The organism is Streptomyces composti, assembly GCF_012034205.1.
GTDB lineage: Bacteria > Actinomycetota > Actinomycetes > Streptomycetales > Streptomycetaceae > Streptomyces > Streptomyces composti.
On record NZ_JAATEM010000004.1, the window covers coordinates 91,878 to 110,218 of the forward strand.

16 protein-coding genes are annotated in these 18,341 nt (G+C 72.1%); 13 read left to right on the forward strand and 3 right to left on the reverse strand.

All coding sequences use genetic code 11. The features are described 5' to 3' along the window. Nucleotides 1-6: 6 nt before the first annotated feature. From HCJ93_RS04850 to HCJ93_RS04875, 6 genes are all read left to right on the forward strand, one after another. Entirely contained in the window at nucleotides 7-780 is a 774-nt protein-coding gene (locus HCJ93_RS04850; protein ID WP_167991382.1) for an IclR family transcriptional regulator, read from the forward strand. 3 nt (nucleotides 781-783) lie between these two features. Further along, complete coding sequence (locus tag HCJ93_RS04855) at nucleotides 784-1,257, forward strand: GNAT family N-acetyltransferase (protein WP_167991384.1); 474 nt, start codon at nucleotides 784-786, stop codon at nucleotides 1,255-1,257. 83 nt (nucleotides 1,258-1,340) lie between these two features. Further along, a complete protein-coding gene (locus HCJ93_RS04860; protein ID WP_167991386.1) occupies nucleotides 1,341-2,369 on the forward strand; it encodes a hypothetical protein in 1,029 nt (342 codons plus the stop codon). Next, nucleotides 2,366-3,745, forward strand: a complete 1,380-nt coding sequence (locus HCJ93_RS04865) for a sensor histidine kinase (protein ID WP_167991387.1) — start codon at nucleotides 2,366-2,368, stop codon at nucleotides 3,743-3,745. The genes HCJ93_RS04860 and HCJ93_RS04865 overlap by 4 nt, the downstream gene beginning before the upstream one ends. After that, nucleotides 3,742-4,416, forward strand: coding sequence for a response regulator transcription factor (locus HCJ93_RS04870; protein ID WP_167991389.1), 675 nt, complete (start codon nucleotides 3,742-3,744; stop codon nucleotides 4,414-4,416). The genes HCJ93_RS04865 and HCJ93_RS04870 overlap by 4 nt, the downstream gene beginning before the upstream one ends. A gap of 65 nt (nucleotides 4,417-4,481) precedes the next feature. After that, complete coding sequence (locus HCJ93_RS04875; protein ID WP_167991609.1) at nucleotides 4,482-5,939, forward strand: peptidoglycan D,D-transpeptidase FtsI family protein; 1,458 nt, start codon at nucleotides 4,482-4,484, stop codon at nucleotides 5,937-5,939. Between the two features lie 190 nt (nucleotides 5,940-6,129). Here HCJ93_RS04875 and HCJ93_RS04880 read toward each other — a convergent pair whose 3' ends face one another. Further along, nucleotides 6,130-7,620 carry an NCS2 family permease gene (locus HCJ93_RS04880; protein WP_167991391.1) on the reverse strand — a complete coding sequence of 497 codons (1,491 nt, stop codon included), beginning with the start codon at nucleotides 7,618-7,620 and terminating at the stop codon, nucleotides 6,130-6,132. A 327-nt stretch (nucleotides 7,621-7,947) separates the two neighbouring features. On the opposite strand from HCJ93_RS04880, the gene HCJ93_RS04885 reads away from it, so the two are divergent. The 7 genes from HCJ93_RS04885 to HCJ93_RS04915 all read left to right on the forward strand — a co-directional run bounded on the left by HCJ93_RS04885 (nucleotide 7,948) and on the right by HCJ93_RS04915 (nucleotide 16,413). Next, entirely contained in the window at nucleotides 7,948-9,183 is a 1,236-nt protein-coding gene (locus HCJ93_RS04885) for an MFS transporter (RefSeq protein WP_373563553.1), read from the forward strand. A gap of 404 nt (nucleotides 9,184-9,587) precedes the next feature. Further along, nucleotides 9,588-10,355 (forward strand): DeoR/GlpR family DNA-binding transcription regulator, encoded by a 768-nt coding sequence (locus tag HCJ93_RS04890; RefSeq protein WP_167991392.1) that lies wholly within the window; start codon nucleotides 9,588-9,590, stop codon nucleotides 10,353-10,355. A 109-nt stretch (nucleotides 10,356-10,464) separates the two neighbouring features. Continuing rightward, complete coding sequence (locus tag HCJ93_RS04895) at nucleotides 10,465-11,832, forward strand: ABC transporter substrate-binding protein (RefSeq protein ID WP_167991394.1); 1,368 nt, start codon at nucleotides 10,465-10,467, stop codon at nucleotides 11,830-11,832. Beyond that, the gene (locus HCJ93_RS04900) at nucleotides 11,829-12,773 is read left to right on the forward strand and encodes a carbohydrate ABC transporter permease (protein WP_167991396.1); all 945 of its coding nucleotides are present in this window, start codon (nucleotides 11,829-11,831) and stop codon (nucleotides 12,771-12,773) included. The genes HCJ93_RS04895 and HCJ93_RS04900 overlap by 4 nt, the downstream gene beginning before the upstream one ends. Continuing rightward, nucleotides 12,773-13,654, forward strand: coding sequence for a carbohydrate ABC transporter permease (locus HCJ93_RS04905; protein WP_167991398.1), 882 nt, complete (start codon nucleotides 12,773-12,775; stop codon nucleotides 13,652-13,654). Before HCJ93_RS04900 ends, HCJ93_RS04905 begins: the two co-directional genes overlap by 1 nt. Then, on the forward strand, nucleotides 13,651-14,640 hold the full coding sequence (locus HCJ93_RS04910; protein ID WP_167991400.1) for a zinc-dependent alcohol dehydrogenase family protein: 990 nt from the start codon (nucleotides 13,651-13,653) through the stop codon (nucleotides 14,638-14,640). The genes HCJ93_RS04905 and HCJ93_RS04910 overlap by 4 nt, the downstream gene beginning before the upstream one ends. A 531-nt stretch (nucleotides 14,641-15,171) precedes the next feature. After that, complete coding sequence (locus HCJ93_RS04915; protein WP_167991612.1) at nucleotides 15,172-16,413, forward strand: TerD family protein; 1,242 nt, start codon at nucleotides 15,172-15,174, stop codon at nucleotides 16,411-16,413. Nucleotides 16,414-16,501: 88 nt separating this feature from the next. On the opposite strand, the gene HCJ93_RS04920 is transcribed toward HCJ93_RS04915, so the two are convergent. Next, on the reverse strand, nucleotides 16,502-17,170 hold the full coding sequence (locus tag HCJ93_RS04920) for a TetR/AcrR family transcriptional regulator (protein WP_167991402.1): 669 nt from the start codon (nucleotides 17,168-17,170) through the stop codon (nucleotides 16,502-16,504). A 142-nt stretch (nucleotides 17,171-17,312) separates the two neighbouring features. Next, nucleotides 17,313-18,329 carry a 1-aminocyclopropane-1-carboxylate deaminase gene (locus HCJ93_RS04925; RefSeq protein WP_167991404.1) on the reverse strand — a complete coding sequence of 339 codons (1,017 nt, stop codon included), beginning with the start codon at nucleotides 18,327-18,329 and terminating at the stop codon, nucleotides 17,313-17,315. Between the last annotated feature and the right edge of the window lie 12 nt (nucleotides 18,330-18,341).

Here is an 18,341-nt window from a genome sequence, read left to right on the forward strand (position 1 = left end):
GGGGCGATGCCGGCAGGCCAGGCGAGCGGCGGGGGTCAGGTCAAGTCGGCCGTACGGACCGTCGAGCTGCTGGAGTACTTCGCCGGACGCCCCGGGATGCACTCGCTCGCCTCGGTGCAGGAGGCCACCGGCTACCCCAAGTCCAGCCTCTACATGCTGCTGCGCACGCTGGTCGACCTGGGCTGGGTGGAGACCGACGCCACCGGCACGCGCTACGGCATCGGCGTGCGCGCGCTGCTCGTGGGCACCTCCTACATCGACGGCGACGAGGTCGTCGCGGCCGCCCGCCCCACCCTGGACCGGCTCTCCGACGACACCGCCGAGACCATCCACCTGGCCCGTCTCGACGGCACCAACGTGGTCTATCTGGCCATCCGTCAGTCCCGGCACCATCTGCGGCCGTTCACCCGCGTCGGCCGCCGGCTGCCCGCCCACTCGACCTCGCTGGGCAAGGCCATCCTGGCCACCTACGGCGACGAGCAGGTGCGCCGGATGCTCCCCGAGACGCTGCCCGCGCTCACCGAGAACACCATCACCGACCGGGAGAAACTCATCGAGGAGCTGCACCAGGTGCGCCGGACGGGGTACGCGGTGGACCGCGAGGAGAACACCCTCGGGCTGCGCTGCTTCGGCGTGGCGATCCCGTACCGCACCCCCGCGCGGGACGCGATCAGCTGCTCGGTGCCCGTCGCCCGGCTCACCCCCGCACACGAGCAGACCGTGAAGGAAGCCCTGTTCGACGCACGCGACCGGCTCACCCTGGCCACCCGGAGGCTGTGACCCATGAACATCGCCCTGCGCGAGGTGCACGACAGCGATCTGCCGGTCTTCTACCGGCTGCTGAACGATCCCGAGGCCCTGCGCATGGCGGCCTTCACCCCCGAGGACCCGGCCGACCGGGACGCCTTCGACGCCCACTGGGCGAAGATCCTCGCCTCGCCCGGCACCGTCAACCGCACCGTGCTGCTCGACGGGGACGTGGTCGGCCACGCCTCGGTGTACGGGGAGGTGGGCGAGCGCGAGGTGACGTACTGGATCGACCGCGCCCACTGGGGCAGGGGCATCGCCACGGCGGCGTTGCGGGCGCTGCTGGCCGAGGTGCCGGAACGCCCGCTGCTCGCCCGGGTCGCCGCGGACAACGCCCGGTCGCGGCGGGTGCTGGAGAAGTGCGGCTTCGAGGTGTCCGGCAGCGTCATGTCGTACGCGCCGGCCCGGGGCACCGAGATCGAGGAACTCGTGCTCACGCTGGAGGACTGAGCCCGCGCCTCTCCGCCGTGCGGGGGATGCGGATCGTCGTACGGCAGGACGCGCGCGGGACGGCGGTACGGCAGCGTGGACGCATGACCGAAGCCGACGCCGTGCCCGCGCGGACCGGCCGCTCCCCCGCCGGGCGCACCCGGGGCGTCCTGCGGGCGATCGCCGTCGCCGCATGCCTGCCGTACCTGGCCCTGAAGGCGGCCTGGCTGGCCGGCAGCACGGTGGGGGTCCCGGACGGCAGCGTGCTGCTCGAGCACCGCACGGCCCTGACCGTGGCGAACGGCGTCACCTTCCTGATGGACGCCTGTGTGATCGTGCTGGCGCTGGCGTTCACCCGGCCCTGGGGCGCCCGGCTGCCCGCGTGGCTCCTGGCGGTCCCGGCGTGGGTGGCGACCGGGCTGCTGACGCCGATCATGACCGGCTTGCCGGTGCAACTGCTGCTCGGTGCGCTCGGCGGCTCCTCGAACGGGTCCGGCGCGTCGGACGACGGAAGCGAACCCTTCCTGCACGCCTGGGTGTATCTCGTCGTCTACGGCGGCTTCCTCGTGCAGGGCCTCGCCCTCGGGGCACTGTTCGCGCTCTACGCCCGCGACCGCTGGGGCCGGTCGTGGCGGGGCCGGATGCGGGACCTGCCGCGCACACTGCCGGGCAGGACAGGCCGGCGGACGGCCGTGGCCGCCGCCGTGCTCGCCCTGCCGCCGCTGACCCTGCGCCTGCTGTGGGCCTGCGGCGCCACGACCGGCCTGGCCGCCGGCCGGCTCGCGGACCGGACCAGTTCCTTCCGTCTGGTGGAGGCCCAGCACGCCGTCTTCCTGGCCTGCGCCGCCGCGGCCGGCCTGCTGCTGGCCTTCCCCCGGGCGGGCGCGCTGCCGGTGAAGGTGCCCCTGTTCCTGGCCTGGGTCTCCTCCGCGGCGGCGGTCTGCTGGGCGGGCTGGCAGTCGGTCGCCTGGCTCGCCCTCACCGACGCCGCCGACCGGCCCACCACGGCCATGCAGCTCACCTACGCCGCTCAGATGATGACCGGTCTCCTGGTGACGGCCCTGGCCGTGCGCCTGATCGCACGACGCGCGGGCGGCGAGCGGACGGGCTCCTACCTGCGGCCGTCCCCATGAGCGCGGCACTCCGGGCGCTGTTCGGGCGGCGGGCGCGACTGCGCTGGGTCCATCTGGTCCTGGGCGGGGCGCTCGCCATGCCGTATGTGCTGGTCGGAGAGGTGATCGTGGGACCGGCCGTGCGTGAGGAGCTGCTCGGTCCGCTGGCCGGGCAGCTCCTCGCGTTCCTCGTCGGGCTGCCGATCGCCGCCGTCACCTCGCTCTTCCCGCTGACCCGGCCGCTGGAGGCCGCGGCGGTGCGCATGCTGTGCGGGATCGACGCGGACCGGCTCGCCCACGAGCCCGCTCGCAGCTGGGCGGCCCGCCGGCGCACCGCGCTGTGGTTCACGCTGCACGTGGCGGTCGGCGGGATCGTCGCCGGGATGTCGCTGGTGCTGCCGCCGTTCGCGGTGACGCTGATCGTGCTGCCGTTTCTGACGGGGCTGACGGACATGGCGCCCTGGTTCCCCGCGTTCATGGACCGGCCCTGGGCGTTGGCGCTCGCGCCGGCCGTCGGCCTGGTGTCGCTGCCGGCGCTGGCGGCCTGTTCCGCGGGGGCCGGCGCGCTGCTGGCCCGGTGGGCGCCGGCCCTGCTCGGGCCCACGCCCGAGGACCGGCTGGCCACCGCCGAGCGGCGCGCCGCAGATCTGGCCGTGCGCAACCGGCTGGCCCGCGAGCTGCACGACTCCGTGGGGCACGCGCTCAGCGCGGTCACCCTCCAGGCGAGCGCCGCCCGCCGGGTACTGGACACCGACCCGGAGTTCGTCCGGGAGGCCCTGGCGGCGATCGAGGCGACCTCCCGGCGCACGGTGGGCGAACTGGACGCGGTGCTCGGCGTGCTGCGCGACGGCGACGGCCCCGGCACCGCGCCGGCGCCGACCCTCGCCGCCGACCTGGACGGCCTGCTGGAGCGGACCCGGGCGGGCGGGGTGAGGGTGACCGCCACGCTCGCCACCGACCCGCACCGGCTGCCGCAGGTGCTGTCCCGCGAGGCCTACCGGATCGTGCAGGAAGGGCTGACCAATGCGCTCCGGCACGGCGCCGAGCGGGCACCGGTGAGCGTGTCGGTCGGGGTGCGCGACGGCGGCCTGGAGATCACCGTGACGAACCCGCTCCGCGACACCGCCGTCCCCCGCCCGGAGGGCGGCCGCGGTCTGACCGGCATCGAGGAACGCACCCGCCTGCTGGGCGGCACCCTGCACGCCGGCCCCCGGGCCGGCGACTGGCGGCTGCGAGTGCGGCTGCCGATGCGCGAGACCGGTCAGGCTCCGGACGTGATGCGCGAGACCGGTCAGGCTCCGCACGGCGGGCCGGACGGCGAGACGGGCGACCGGACGGGCGACGGGACGCGCCGCGCGGAAAGCGGTGACGAAGACCGTGACGGAAGGACCCCATGACCTCCACGACCAGCAGCAGCCCGCGGCCGATCCGGGTCGTCGTCGCCGACGACGAGCGCATGGTGCGCACCGCCCTGCGGGCCATCCTGTCCGCCGAGCCGGACCTCGAGGTGACCGGCGAGGCGGCCACCGGCGCCGAGGCCGTCTCGGTGGGGCGCGCCCAGCGGCCCGACGTGGTGCTCATGGACGTACGGATGCCGCAGACCGACGGCATCCGGGCCACCGAGCAGATCCTCGCCTTCCTCGACCGGCCGCCCCGGGTCCTGGTCGTCACCACGTTCGAGAACGACGCGTACGTCTACGACGCGCTGCGCGCGGGGGCCGCCGGGTTCCTCCTGAAGCGGGCGGAACCGGACACGCTGGTGCAGGCCGTCCGGCTGGTGGCGCGCAGCGACACCCTGCTGTTCCCGGCGGCGGTGCGCAGGCTCGCCACCGAACACGCGCACCCCACCGCCGCACCTCCCGCCTGGGTGGCGCGGCTCACGGCGCGAGAGGCCGAGGTGCTGCGGCACATGGCGGGCGGGCTGACCAACGCGGAGATCGCCCGGCGGATGGAGGTGGGCCCGGCCACGGTGAAGACCCATGTGGCGTCGGTGCTGGCGAAGACCGGCACCCGGGACCGCACCCAGGCCGTCGTCGCGGCCTACGAGGCGGGCTTGCTGCACACATGAACAATCGATGAGAAACCGGCCGGACAGGAACGATCCGCTCCGTGCCGCTCGTCTGTCTCCACGGCATGAACAAGACGATCAGGCGCGCCTCGGTCTTCGTGCTGCTCCTGGTGCTCGCCCTGCTGTTCCGGGCGACCTGGGTGCAGTTCTACGAAGGCCGGGCCCTCGCGGACGACAAGAACAACCGGCGGAACGTGATCGAGACCTACGCGGCCCCGCTCGGGAACATCATCGTGGCCGGTGAGCCGGTCACCGGCTCGGCGCGCACGAAGGGCGGCGACCTGGCGTACAAGCGCACCTACCGCGACGGCCCCCTGTACGCCGCGGTGACCGGATACGCCTCGCAGGCCTATGCGCCGACGCAGCTCGAGGGCATCTACGAGGACGTGCTGAACGGCACCGACAACCGGCTGAAGACGGTGACGGACACCGTCACCGGCAAGCGGGCCGACCCGGGCAATGTGGTCACCACCATCGACCCGGCGGTGCAGAAGGCGGCGTACGAGGCGCTCGGCGACAAGAAGGGCGGGGCGGTCGCCATCGACCCGAGGACCGGCCGCATCCTCGCGGCGGTCTCGACCCCGTCGTACGACCCGACGTCGCTGACCGACGCCAACACCGCGGGCCAGGCGTGGAAGAAGCTCACCGAGGACCCGGACAAGCCGCTCACCAACCGGGCGCTGCGCCAGCCGCTGCCGCCGGGCTCGACGTTCAAGCTGGTGGTCGCCGCGGCGGCGCTGGAGGAGGGGCTGTACGAGTCGGTGGACGAGAAGACCGACAGCCCCGACCCCTATCCGCTGCCGGGCACCAGCCGGAACCTGACCAACGAGAACCCGGACGCCCCGTGCGAGGACGCCTCGATCCGGGTGGGTCTGCAGTACTCCTGCAACAACGTCTTCGCCAAGATGGCCGTCGACCTCGGTGAGGACACGGTGCGGGCGATGGCCGAGAAGTTCGGCTTCAACGACGAGGAGCAGGACGTGCCGGTGCGCGCCTACCCGAGCGTGTACCCCTCGGACATGTACCCCTCGCAGACCGCGCTGACCGGCATCGGCCAGTTCGACGTGACCGCGACCCCGCTGCAGATGGCGATGGTGTCGGCGGCGCTCGCCAACGGCGGTGAGCTGGTCTCGCCGCACATGGTCTCGCGGGTCACCGACGGCGGCGGCGACGTACTGCGCGACTACGGGGACGAGGCGCGGACCGAGCGGATCGTCAGCTCCGGCACCGCGCAGCAGCTCCAGTCGGCGATGCGGACGGTCGTCGAGGAGGGCACCGGCGGCAACGCGCGGATCCCCGGCGCGACCGTGGGCGGCAAGACCGGCACCGCGCAGCACGGCGAGAACAACAGCAAGACCCCGTACGCCTGGTTCACCTCGTACGCGAAGTCCGACTCGACCGGCAAGGAGGTCGCCGTGGCGGTGATGGTGGAGCAGTCCGACGCGGCCCGCTCGGAGGTCAGCGGCAACGGCCTGGCGGCCCCGGTCGCCAGGGCGGCCATGGAGGCGGCGCTGAGGGACTGAGGACCGGGGGGAGCCGCTGACGGACCGGGCTCGGCCACCCGCTGTCCCGCGGAAGAGAGAAAAGTGCGGGAGGCGAGTGAACCCGACCGCACCGAGCGGCGTCTGAACGGACGGGCCGCCCCCTTCCCCCCGGGGGCGGCCCGTCGCCGTACTCCCTCGCTGTGCGCGCCGCTCGTGGTCCGCCCGGCCGCTACTTGACGCCGAGCAGCTGCTCGATCGGGTCGATCGCGAAGTACACCAGGAACAGCGCCGAGGTGCCCCACAGCAGCCAGTGGACCTCCTTGGCCCGGCCCAGGACCGTCTTGATGACGACGTAGGCGATGAAGCCGGCGCCGATGCCGTTGGTGATGGAGTAGGTGAACGGCATCACGGCGATGGTGAGGAAGGCCGGGACGGCGATCTCGAAGCGGTCCCACTCGATGTGCTTGACCTGGACCATCATCAGGAAGCCGACGGCGACCAGCGCGGGGGCTGCGGCCTGGAGGGGGACGATGGTCAGCAGCGGCGTCAGGAACAGCGCGAGGGCGAACAGACCGCCGGTGACCAGATTGGCGAAGCCGGTGCGGGCGCCCTCGCCGACACCGGCCGCGGACTCGATGTAGGAGGTCGCCGAGGAGGCGGAGGAGGCACCGCCCGCGACGGCCGCGGCGCCGTCGATCAGCAGCACCCGGCCGAGATTGGGCACCCTGCCCTCCTCGTCCAGCAGCCCGGCCTCGGCGCTGACGCCGACCACGGTGCCCATGGTGTCGAAGAAGTCGGACAGGATCAGCGTGAACACCAGCAGGACGACGGTGACCGCACCGGCCTGGCCGAAGGCACCGAACAGGCTGAAGTGTCCGAGCAGTCCGAAGTCGGGGGCGCCGACCACCTTCTCCGGCCACTCGGGCGTGGTCAGGCCCCAGGTCCGCACCTCGGCGAGGGAGTTGACGACCAGGGCGACCACCGTCATCACCACGATGCTGATCAGGATGGCGCCCTTCACCTTGCGGGCGAGCAGCGCGATGGTGAGCAGCACACCGAGGCAGAACACCAGCATGGGCCAGCCGGTGAGGGTGCCGCTCCCGCCGAGCTGCACCGGGACGGTGGTGTTCGCGGCGTCGGGGATGCGGGTGACGAAACCGGCGTCGACGAAACCGATCAGGGTGATGAACAGGCCGATGCCGACGCTGATCGCCTGTTTGAGGGGGCGCGGGATGGCGTGCATGACGGCCTCGCGCAGCCCGGTCACCACCAGGGCACAGATCAGCAGGCCCTCCAGCACGATCAGGCCCATCGCGTCGTCCCAGCTCATCAGCGGGGCCACCTGGAAGGCGACGACGGCGTTCAGGCCGAGCCCGGCGGCCAGCGCGAGGGGCAGATTGCCGGCGACGCCCATGATGACCGTCATCACCGCGGCCACCAGGGCGGTGGCGGTGGTGAGCTGGACGGGGTCGAGCTGCTCGCCGAACTTGTCCTTGGCGCTGCCCAGGATGAGGGGGTTGAGCACCAGGATGTAGGCCATGGTGAAGAACGTGGCGAAACCGCCGCGTATCTCCCGGGCGAAGGTGGATCCCCGGGCGGTGATCCGGAAGAACCGGTCGAGGGCGTTGCCGCCGTCCGGCCGCTTGTCCGGGTCGGGCGAGGCGACGGGGGCTGCGGGTGACGGGGCACCGGGGGTGGCGTCGGACGGCGCATCGGACATGGCGGGCTGCTCCTCGGTCCTGAGTGATCGTGCACGGACAACGCTGGCTGGATTGTGCCCGTGCCGCATCGAGTTCAGGTGTTGCTCGTGTTACGGAATCGCAGTCGTACCGGGGAGCCCGGGAGGGACGCCCCGGGGAGCCCGGGGGTCCCGTGCCGGGGAGCAGCCCGGGGAGCCCGGGGTCCCGTGCCGGGGAGCCGGGAGGAACGTGGCGCGAGACCTGGGAGGAACACCGATCCCGGCACCGGGACCCGCCCTGGTGCACCGCCGCGGCTAAGGCACCTTCCCGATCCGCACGGCGGGTCCTTAGCCGCACGATGACCAGGCATGACGACGATGACGACCTGGACCGCGGTGCGGGTGCTGCGCGACCGCAACGCCGGTCTCTACCTCGCCGGAGTCGTGATCTCCGGCTTCGGCACCTCCGCGCTCTGGCTGGCCTCCGGAGTGTGGGTGAAGGACCTCACCGGCTCGGACGGACTCGCCGCCCTGTGCATGCTCGCGATGTGGGCCCCCACCCTGGCAGGACCGCTGCTCGGCACACTCGCCGACCGGATGCGCCGCAAGCCGCTGCTGATGGGCACGAACCTGCTGCTGACCGTGCTGCTGCTCAGCCTGTTCACGGTGGACTCGCCGGGGGATCTGTGGCTGCTGTTCACGGTGCTGTTCGTGTACGGGGCGGCGGGCGTGGTGCATGACGCCGCCGAGTCGGCGCTGGTGGCGTCCGCCGTGGACCACTCGCTGCTCGGCGACTTCAACGGAATGCGCATGACCGCCACCGAGGGCATGAAGCTGCTGGCCCCGCTGGCCGGCGCGGGCGTCTACGCGGCGTACGGCGGGGCGAGCGTGGCCCTGCTGGACGCGCTCACGTTCGTCCTGGCCACCGCGGTGTACGCCGCTCTGCGGGTGCGCGAGGAGCGTCCGGCGCCGCCGGCCGGGGGCAGGCGGGGGCAGATCACCGAGGGCGTCCGCCATCTGCGGGCACATCCCCTGCTGCGTGCGCTGGCCCTGGGGGGCGGCGTGACCATGCTGTGCGCGGGTTTCAGCGGCGCGCTGGTCTACGCGGTCGTCGAGGACCTCGGCCACTCCCCCGAGTACGCGGGCGTGCTCTACGCGGTGCAGGGCGCCGGTTCGGTGGCGACCGGGCTGTGCTCGGGTCCCGCCCTGCGGCATCTCGGCGCCCGCCGATTCGCGGCGTACGGCATCGCCCTGCTGGCCGTGGCGGTGGCGCTGCGCGCGGTGCCGAGCGACCCGCTGGCGCTGATCTGCAGCGCGGCGATCGGCGCCGGGCTGCCCGCGGTGCTGATCGCCACCCTGACCTCGGTCCAGCGCGAGACGCCGGACGCGCTGCTCGGCAGGGTCACCGCGACGGCCGGCACCGTGGTGTTCACGCCCAACGTAGTGGGACTCGCGGCGGGCGCGGCACTGGTCGAGCTGACCGGCCACCGGTTGCTGCTGATGGCCACCGGAGCGGCCCTGGCGGTCACCGCGGCGGCCCTGGGCGGCGGACACACCGGGAGGACCACGCCGGAGGCGCGCCGGCCGTCGGCGGAACGCGAATGACCCCGGGTGGGCAGGCGCACCGGCCGCATCAGCCGTACCGAGCGCATTGATCGCCCTGACCGAAAGCGCATCCCCCCGCCCGAGCGGGCGGGCACGGAACGGGCCCGTTCACGGCGCATTCGGTCACCTCACCTGACCGCGATCACCCCGCACCGCTCCGGCACGCCGCCCCGTCGGCACCGGCCCCGCGCCCCGCCCCACCAGCGAGAACGCCGCCGCCGCCACGTATCGGGCACGGCCCTCGCGGCCCGTGTCCGAGTCGGGCAGCGGCCGGTCCGAACGGGCACAATCGGGCAGGACCGTACGGGCAACAGGCCTGGTCACCCGCTGGCACCCGCTGTACAAATTCCCACAAGGAAATCCAGGGCCCGAACGGGCAGCGCGACGGAGAGGCAGGTGACGCCATGACCAGGACCGCGGAGGAACGCCAGCGGGAGATCGTCCGCCTGGCCCGCGCCACCGGCTCCGTGGACGTCACCGCGCTGGCCGCCGACCTCGGTGTGGCGAAGGAGACCGTCCGCCGTGATCTGCGTGCCCTGGAGGACCACGGGCTGATCCGCCGCACCCACGGCGGTGCCTACCCGGTGGAGAGCGCCGGCTTCGAGACGACGCTCGCGTTCCGCTCCACCAGCCATGTCCCCGAGAAGCGCCGTATCGCCGCCGCCGCGGCCGATCTGCTCGGCGACGCCGAGACCGTCTTCGTCGACGAGGGCTTCACCCCGCAGCTCATCGCCGAGGCGCTGCCCAGGGACCGCCCGCTGACCGTGGTCACCGCGTCCCTGCCGGTCGCGGGAGCACTGGCGGAGACCGGCACGATCTCCGTCCTGCTGCTCGGCGGCCGGGTCCGCTCCGGGACGCTCGCCACGGTCGACCACTGGACCACCAAGATGCTCGCCGGCTTCGTCATCGACCTGGCCTACATCGGCGCCAACGGCATCTCCCGCGAGCACGGCCTGACCACGCCCGACCCCGCGGTCAGCGAGGTCAAGGCACAGGCCATCCGCTCCGCACGACGGGTCGTCTTCGCGGGCGTCCATACCAAGTTCGGAGCGGTCAGCTTCTGCAAATTCGCCGAGATCGGCACGCTCGAGGCGATCGTCACCAGCACCCTCCTGCCGGCCGCCGAGGCCCACCGCTACTCCCTGCTGGGGCCCCAGATGATCCGCGTCTGACGGTCCCGGCACAACCGGAAGCACCCTTCGAGAACCACCGCCTGTGACCCTCCACGGTCCCGTACGTCCCCGTACATCACATTTGCACTGAAATCCCCTGGAGCATCCCATGCGAACCCAGAGCCGACGCTCGCCACGCACCCTGATCGCCGTGGCGGCGATAGGGACGCTGATCACTCCGCTCGCCGCCTGCTCGGGCGCAGGCGGGTCCGGCTCCTCCGGCGGCGAGTCCATCAACGTCCTGATGGTGAACAACCCGCAGATGGTGGATCTGCAGAAGCTGACCGCCGCCAACTTCACCAAGGAGACCGGCATCAAGGTCAACTTCACGGTGCTGCCGGAGAACGACGTCCGGGACAAGATCAGCCAGGACTTCGCCAACCAGGCCGGGCAGTACGACGTGGCCACCCTCAGCAACTACGAGATCCCGATCTACGCCAAGAACGGGTGGCTGCACTCCCTGGACGAGTACGTCGAGAAGGACACCGCCTTCGACCAGGACGACATTCTCCCGCCCATGACCAAGGCGCTCACCGCCGAGGACGGAAAGCTCTACGGCGAGCCCTTCTACGGCGAGTCCTCCTTCCTGATGTACCGCAAGGACGTCCTGGAGAAGGAAGGCCTGAAGATGCCGGACAAGCCCACCTGGAAGCAGGTGGCCGAGCTGGCCGCGAAGGTGGACGGGGCCGAGCCCGGCATGAAGGGCATCTGCCTGCGCGGCCTGCCCGGCTGGGGCGAGGTGATGGCACCGCTGACCACCGTGGTCAACACCTTCGGCGGCACCTGGTTCGACAAGGACTGGAAGGCCCGGCTCGACTCCGAGGAGTTCAAGGAGGCCACCCGGTTCTACGTCGACCTGGTCCGCGAGCACGGTGAGGCCGGCGCCGCCCAGTCCGGCTACGCCGAGTGCCTGAACAACATGACGCAGGGCAAGACGGCCATGTGGTACGACGCCACCGCCGGCGCCGGCTCCCTGGAGGCCAAGGGCTCCCCGGTCAAGGGCAAGATCGGCTACGTGCCGGCCCCGGTGGAGAAGACCGAGAGCTCCGGCTGGCTCTACACCTGGGCGTGGGGCATCCAGAAGGCGTCCAAGAACCCGGAGAACGCCTGGAAGTTCATCGCCTGGGCCTCCGGCAAGGAGTACGAGAAGCTCGTCGGCGAGAAGGTCGGCTGGTCCAACGTCCCGGCCGGCAAGCGCTCCTCGACCTACGACATCCCCGAGTACCGCAAGGAGGCGGCCGCGTTCGCGGACGTCACCCGCGACGCCATCGCCGCCGCCAAGCCCGAGGACCCGGGCGTGCAGCCCCGGCCCGCGCCCGGCATCCAGTTCGTCGGCATCCCCGAGTTCACCGACCTGGGCACCAAGGTCTCCCAGGAGATCAGCTCCGCCATCGCCGGACGGCAGTCGGTGGACAGCGCCCTGAAGAAGTCGCAGAAGCTCGCCGAGGCCGTCGCCGAGAAGTACGAGGCATCATGACCCTCACGACTGAGGCCCGGGTCGCCGCCGTCCCCGGACGGCCGGCGGCCCGCCGCCCCGACCGACTCCGCGCCTGGGCCACCCGGGCCCCGCTGCTGCCCGCGCTCATCTTCATGATCGTGGTCACGCAGCTGCCCTTCGTGGCCACCCTGGTGATCTCGTTCTTCGACTGGAACGCGCTGTATCCGGAGGACCGCAGCTTCGCCGGATTCGCCAACTACGGCGAGGTGCTCAGCGACCCCGATCTGCGCAAGTCGGTGTGGACGACGATCCTGCTGACCGTCACCGTGGTGCTGGTCAGCCTGCTGCTCGGGCTGCTGCTCGCGCTGCTGCTCGACCGCCGCTTCCGCGGCCGGGCCGCCGTGCGCACCATGCTCATCGCACCGTTCCTGCTGGTGCCGATCGCCGCCGCGCTGCTGTGGAAGCACGTGCTGTTCAACCCCGAGTACGGGCTCTTCAACGGCATCCTCACCGCCATCGGCGGGGAGGGCGCCGCGCAGCCGGACTGGATCTCCGAGATGCCGCTGATGGCGGTGGAGGCCGCGCTGATCTGGCAGTGGACCCCGTTCATGATGCTGATCCTGCTCGCCGGACTGCAGAGCCGCGACCCGCAGCTGGTGGAGGCGGCCCGGATGGACGGCGCCGGCGACTGGCAGGTGTTCGTCCACATCACGCTGCCGCATCTGCGCCGCTACCTGGAACTCGGCGTGCTGCTCGGCTCGATCTACATCGTGCAGAACTTCGACGCCGTGTTCACCATCACCTCCGGCGGCCTGGGCACCGCCAACCTGCCGTACACGATCTACCAGACCTTCTACCAGGCACACGAGAACGGTCTCGCCTCCGCGGCCGGCGTCATCGTCGTGATCGGCTCGATCATCCTGGCGACCTTCGCGCTGCGCGTGGTGTCGTCGCTGTTCCGTGAGGAGGTGTCCCGCTGATGGCCACCGTCACTGCCGCGCGGCCGGCCCCGGCACCCCGGCGGGCCGGCGGCCCCCGCGGCCGCTTCCGCGGCGCCGCCCTGGGCATCGTCGCCTGGCTGGCCGGGATCGTGTTCGTGCTGCCCATCCTCTGGATGGTGCTGACGTCCTTCCACTCCGAGGCGGACGCCGCGACCAACCCGCCGTCCGTGACGGCCGCGCTGACCCTGGACGGCTACCGCGAGTTCTTCGGACTCGCCGGGGGCGCCAGCCCCTGGCCCTCGCTGATCAACTCCATGACGGCATCGGTGATGTCCACGCTGCTCACCCTGGCACTGGCGCTGCCGGCCGCCTACGCGCTGTCCATCCGGCCGGTGAAGAAGTGGACCGACGTCCTGTTCTTCTTCCTCTCCACCAAGATGCTGCCGCTGGTGGCCGGCCTGCTGCCGATCTACCTGTTCGCCAAGAACACCGGTCTGCTGGACAACATCTGGGCCCTGGTCATCCTCTACACCGCGATGAATCTGCCGATCGCGGTCTGGATGATGCAGTCGTTCCTGTCCGAGGTCCCGGTCGCGATCATCGAGGCGGCGCAGATCGACGGGGCCCGGCTGCCGACCGTGCTGACCCGGGTGGTCGCCCCGATCGCCCTGCCCGGCATCGCGGCCACCGCGCTGATCTGCTTCATCTTCAGCTGGAACGAGCTGCTGTTCGCCCGGGTGCTGACCGGCGTGGTCGCCGAGACCGCCCCCGTCTTCCTCACCAGCTTCATCACCAGCCAGGGCCTGTTCCTGGCCAAGGTGTGCGCCGCATCGTTCGTCATCTCCCTGCCGGTGCTCGCCGCGGGGTTCGCCGCCCAGGACAAACTCGTCCAGGGCCTGTCGTTGGGAGCCGTCAAATGAAGGCCGCCGTCATCGAGTCCGTGGGCAAGGCTGTCGTCACCGAGGTCCCGGACCCGACGCCGGGACCGCGGGAAGTCGTCGTCGAGGTCGCCGCGTGCGGCCTGTGCGGCACCGATCTGCACATACTCCAGGGCGAGTTCGCCCCGAAACTGCCGATCGTGCCGGGCCACGAGTTCGCGGGCGAGGTGGTGGGCGTCGGCTCCCAGGTCACCGAGGTCTCGGTGGGCGACCAGGTGGCGGTGGACCCCTCCCTCTACTGCTACGAGTGCCGCTACTGCCGCAACGGCCACAACAACATGTGCGAGCGCTGGGCCGCGATCGGCGTGACCACCGCGGGCGGCGCGGCCCAGTACGCCGTGGCTCCCGTCGCCAACTGCGTCAGGCTCCCCGAGCACATCCGCACCCAGGACGCGGCCCTGATCGAGCCCCTGTCCTGCGCGGTCCGCGGCTACGACGTCCTGCAGTCCCGCATCGGCGCCCATGTGCTGATCTACGGCTCGGGGACGATGGGCCTGATGATGCTGGAGCTCGCCAAGCGCACCGGCGCGGCCAGCGTGGACATGGTGGACATCAACCCCGACCGCCTGCGCACCGCCGTCCAGCTGGGTGTGTCCTCCGCCGCCGCCGGCGCCGACGAACTGGACCGCCCCCAGGGCTGGGACCTGGTCATCGACGCGACGGGCAACGCGGCGGCGATCCAGGACGGCCTGGACCGGGTGGCCAAGGCCGGCACCTTCCTCCAGTTCGGCGTGGCCGACTACGCGACCCGGGTCACCATCGACCCGTACCGCATCTACAACCAGGAGATCACCATCACCGGCTCCATGGCGGTGCTGCACAGCTTCGAACGGGCGGCGGAACTCTTCGCCACCGGCGTCCTCGACCCCGACGTCTTCATCAGCGACCGCCTCCCCCTCACCCAGTACCCCCAGGCCCTCGACCAGTTCGCCTCCGGCGTGGGCCGCAAGATCGTGGTCGTCCCCTGACCAGCCCCTGCTCCCCACCCGAGCCCGGGCCACTCCCCACCCACCCCTCCGGCCCGGGCTCGGCCGCGCCTCCCCCTGGGCCCCCTCCACCGCGGCCAACACCTGCCCACCCACCGCCCCAACCGAGCTGGCCCCCAACCTGCCCGGACAGCCCCCTCCCGATCACCCTCCACCCGACCGAACACCCCCTCGGCCACCGCCGAACCGACCGAGCCGAGCTCCCCCTCCCCGCGGCACCCCCAACACAACCGAACGCCCCTCCTCCACCACCGCCACCGCCCCGACCGAGCCGGACTCCCTCAACGCACCACCAACCCGACCGAACACCCCTCGGCCACCGCCGAACCGACCGAGTCGGTTTGGTGGGCGGGCGAGGACGGGGTCCAGGGGCGGAGCCCCTGGCGGGGTCGCGGGGGCGGAGCCCCTGGGGGGCGGGACGGGCAGGGGCGGCGGGGGCGAGAACACTCCCCGATCGGGTCACAGGTAAGGGAACGGCAAAACCGCCCCGCTCGTTCACCCGGCATGACAGCTATGACCCCCGGCTCGAACATCCCTCTCTCCGCCACCAAAGTGACGGTGGACGTCACCGCCCCCGTGCGGCTGGACGTCTCGGGCCTGCTGCTCACCTCCGCCGGCAAGGTGCGCTCCGACGACGACTTCATCTTCTACAACCAGCCCACCGGCCCCGGCGTGACGTACCGCTCCGGCGGCGGCACGGCCCCCGACGCAGTCACCGTCGACACCACGGCCCTGCCCCCCGGCATCGAGAAGGTCGTCGTCACGGCCAGCCCCGACGCCCCCGGCCAGACCTTCCAGGGCATCGAACCCACCGCCACCATCCGCAACGCCGACGACAACTCCGTCCTCGCCACCTTCACACCCCCGCAACTCGGCTCCGAGACGGCCCTCGTCATCGTCGAGATCTACCTCCGCAACGGCCAGTGGAAGGCCCGGGCCGTCGGCCAGGGCTACGCCAACGGCCTCGCCGGCATCGCCACCGACTTCGGCGTCACCGTCGACGAACCGGCCACCCCCACCCAGCCGGCCACCGCGCCCCCCGCCCAGCCGACGCCGCCGCCCCCGCCGGCGCCCCCGGTCGCGCCGCCCCAGCCCTCCCTGCAGCCCCCGGCCACCCCGCCGGCCCCGCCGGCCCCGCCGGTCCCCGCGCATGCCGCGCCGGCCGCCGCAGGCACCGGCAAGATCAACCTCGACAAGGGCCGCGTCAGCCTCCAGAAGAACCAGACCGTCTCCCTGATGAAGGGTGGCCGCCCGCTGCTCTCCCAGGTCAAGATGGGCCTAGGCTGGGAGCCCGCCTACCGCGGCAAGGACATCGACCTCGACGCCTCCGTCATCGCCTACGGCCCTCAGCGCAACCACATCGACAGCTGCTACTTCGGCAAGCTGCAGATCCTCGGCGGCGCGATCCAGCACTCCGGCGACAACCTCACCGGCGAGGGCGCGGGCGACGACGAGGTCATCACGGTCGACCTGGGCCGTCTCCCCCAGGAGGTCACCGGCCTGGTCTTCACCGTCAACTCCTTCTCCGGCCAGAAGTTCACCGAGATCGCCAAGGCGTACTGCCGCCTCCTGGACGCCACCACCGGCGAGGAACTCGTCCGCTTCAACCTCACCGACGCCGAAGCGCAGACGGGCGTGATGATGGCCAAGCTCATCCGCCAGTTCTCCGGTGAGTGGGAGATGACGGCCATGGGCAACTTCGTGAAGTCACGCACGGTCCGCGGCATGGTCAAGCCCGCCGCCCAGGCCCTCTGACCGCGCAACCGCCCGACCCGCACGCACGACGCACGGGGCGCCCCCTCCCCAGGGGGCGCCACCGCGGCCCGCGCGAGCCCCCAGCGGCTCACCTACTCCCCCGGGGCCCAAGTCCTTCCATCAGCAGACCCACATACCGCCGCAGCCGCTCCCCCGCGTCCTCGGCCCCCTCCGCATCCCCCGCATCCCCCGCGTTCCCGGCGTCCCGCGCGTCCCCCGCGCTCCCCCCACCGACAGCCTCACCGCACGCGATCGCCACCCCGTGCACCAGGCGCAGCACATCCGTCTCCCCGACATCCCGCCGCAACTCCCCGGCCTCCTGCGCGGCCCTCACCAACCGCGCCACCGCACGCCGCAACGGATCACAGCAGTCGGACGAGGAGCCCCCGGCGCCAGGCCCCGCGTCCTCGCCCCCGCGCACCGAGGAACTCAGCAGCGCCCGCAGCCCCCGCGTCTGGATCATCCCCAGGCCCAGTTCGCCCAGCCACGCCACCAGCGCCGCTCCCGCCGGCAACCGCTCCGCCAGCACACCGGCCCGCTCCGCGATCGCCTCGATCCGGTCGGAGTACACCGCCTCCAGCAACGCCCGCCGGGTGGGAAAGTGCCGGTAGAGCGTGCCCGCCCCGACCCCCGCCCGCTTGGCGATGTCGTCGAGCGAGGCCCCCTCGCCCTGCGCCGCGAACGCCTCCACCGCCGCCGCCAGCAACCGCTCACGATTGCGCCGGGCGTCCGCGCGCATGGGCCTGACCTGCGCCATCCGTCACTCCTCGGCCCGGGAACCTTGCCCGTACCCTACCGAGCCGCCCGAGCCCCCGGGCCCCACCGAAGCCCCGGGGACGCGGGACGCACGGACGCGGAAACGCAGCCCTCTCCGCCGCGGAAGACCCGGCTCGCGATCATCAGAACAACGCGCTGTAGGCGTTCAGCGCCGGCTGCCCGCCCAGATGCGCGTACAGCACGGTCGACTCCCGCGAGATCTCCCCGCGCGACACGAGATCGATCAGCCCCGCCATCGACTTCCCCTCGTACACGGGGTCGGTGATCATCCCCTCCGTCCGCGCCGCGACCCGCATCGCCTCCAGTGTCGCCTCGTCCGGTATCCCGTACACACCCGCGTGATAGCGCTCGTCCAGCTCCACGTCCGCCTCGGTCAGCTCCCCCTGGACACCGATCAGCCGCCCGGTGTGCTGCGCGATCCGCGCGATCTGCTCCCGTGTCTCGGCGGGTTTCGCACTCGCGTCGATGCCGATGACCCGCCGCCGGCGTCCGCCGGCCTGCTCCAGCGCACGGAACCCGGCGACCATCCCGGCCTGGGTCGATCCGGTCACCGAGCACACGATCACGGTGTCGAAGAAGACGCCCAGCTCCCGCTCCTGCTCGGCGACCTCCCGCGCCCACCGGGCGAATCCGAGCCCGCCGAGCGGATGGTCGGAGGCACCGGCCGGAATGGCGTACGGCTTGCCGCCGGACTCCTCGACCTCTCTGAGCGCCCGCTCCCAGCTCTCCTTGAAGCCGATCCCGAACCCGGCCCGCACCAGCCGCACATCGGCCCCGGCGAGCCGGCTGATCAGGATGTTGCCGACCTTGTCGTAGACGGAGTCGGGCCAGTCCACCCAGCTCTCCTGCACCAGCACGCACGTGAGCCCGGCCCTGGCCGCCACCGCGGCGACCTGGCGGGTGTGGTTGGACTGCACCCCGCCGATGGACACCAGGGTGTCGCAGCCCTGCGCGAGCGCGTCGGCGACCAGGTACTCCAGCTTGCGGGTCTTGTTCCCGCCGTACGCCACACCGGAGTTGCAGTCCTCCCGTTTGGCCCACAGCGAGGCACCGCCGAGGCGGGCGGTGAGCCGCTCCAGCGGATGCACGGGCGAGGGTCCGAAGAGCAAGGGGTAACGCTCGTAGGAGTCAAGGGACATGACGGTCCTCCC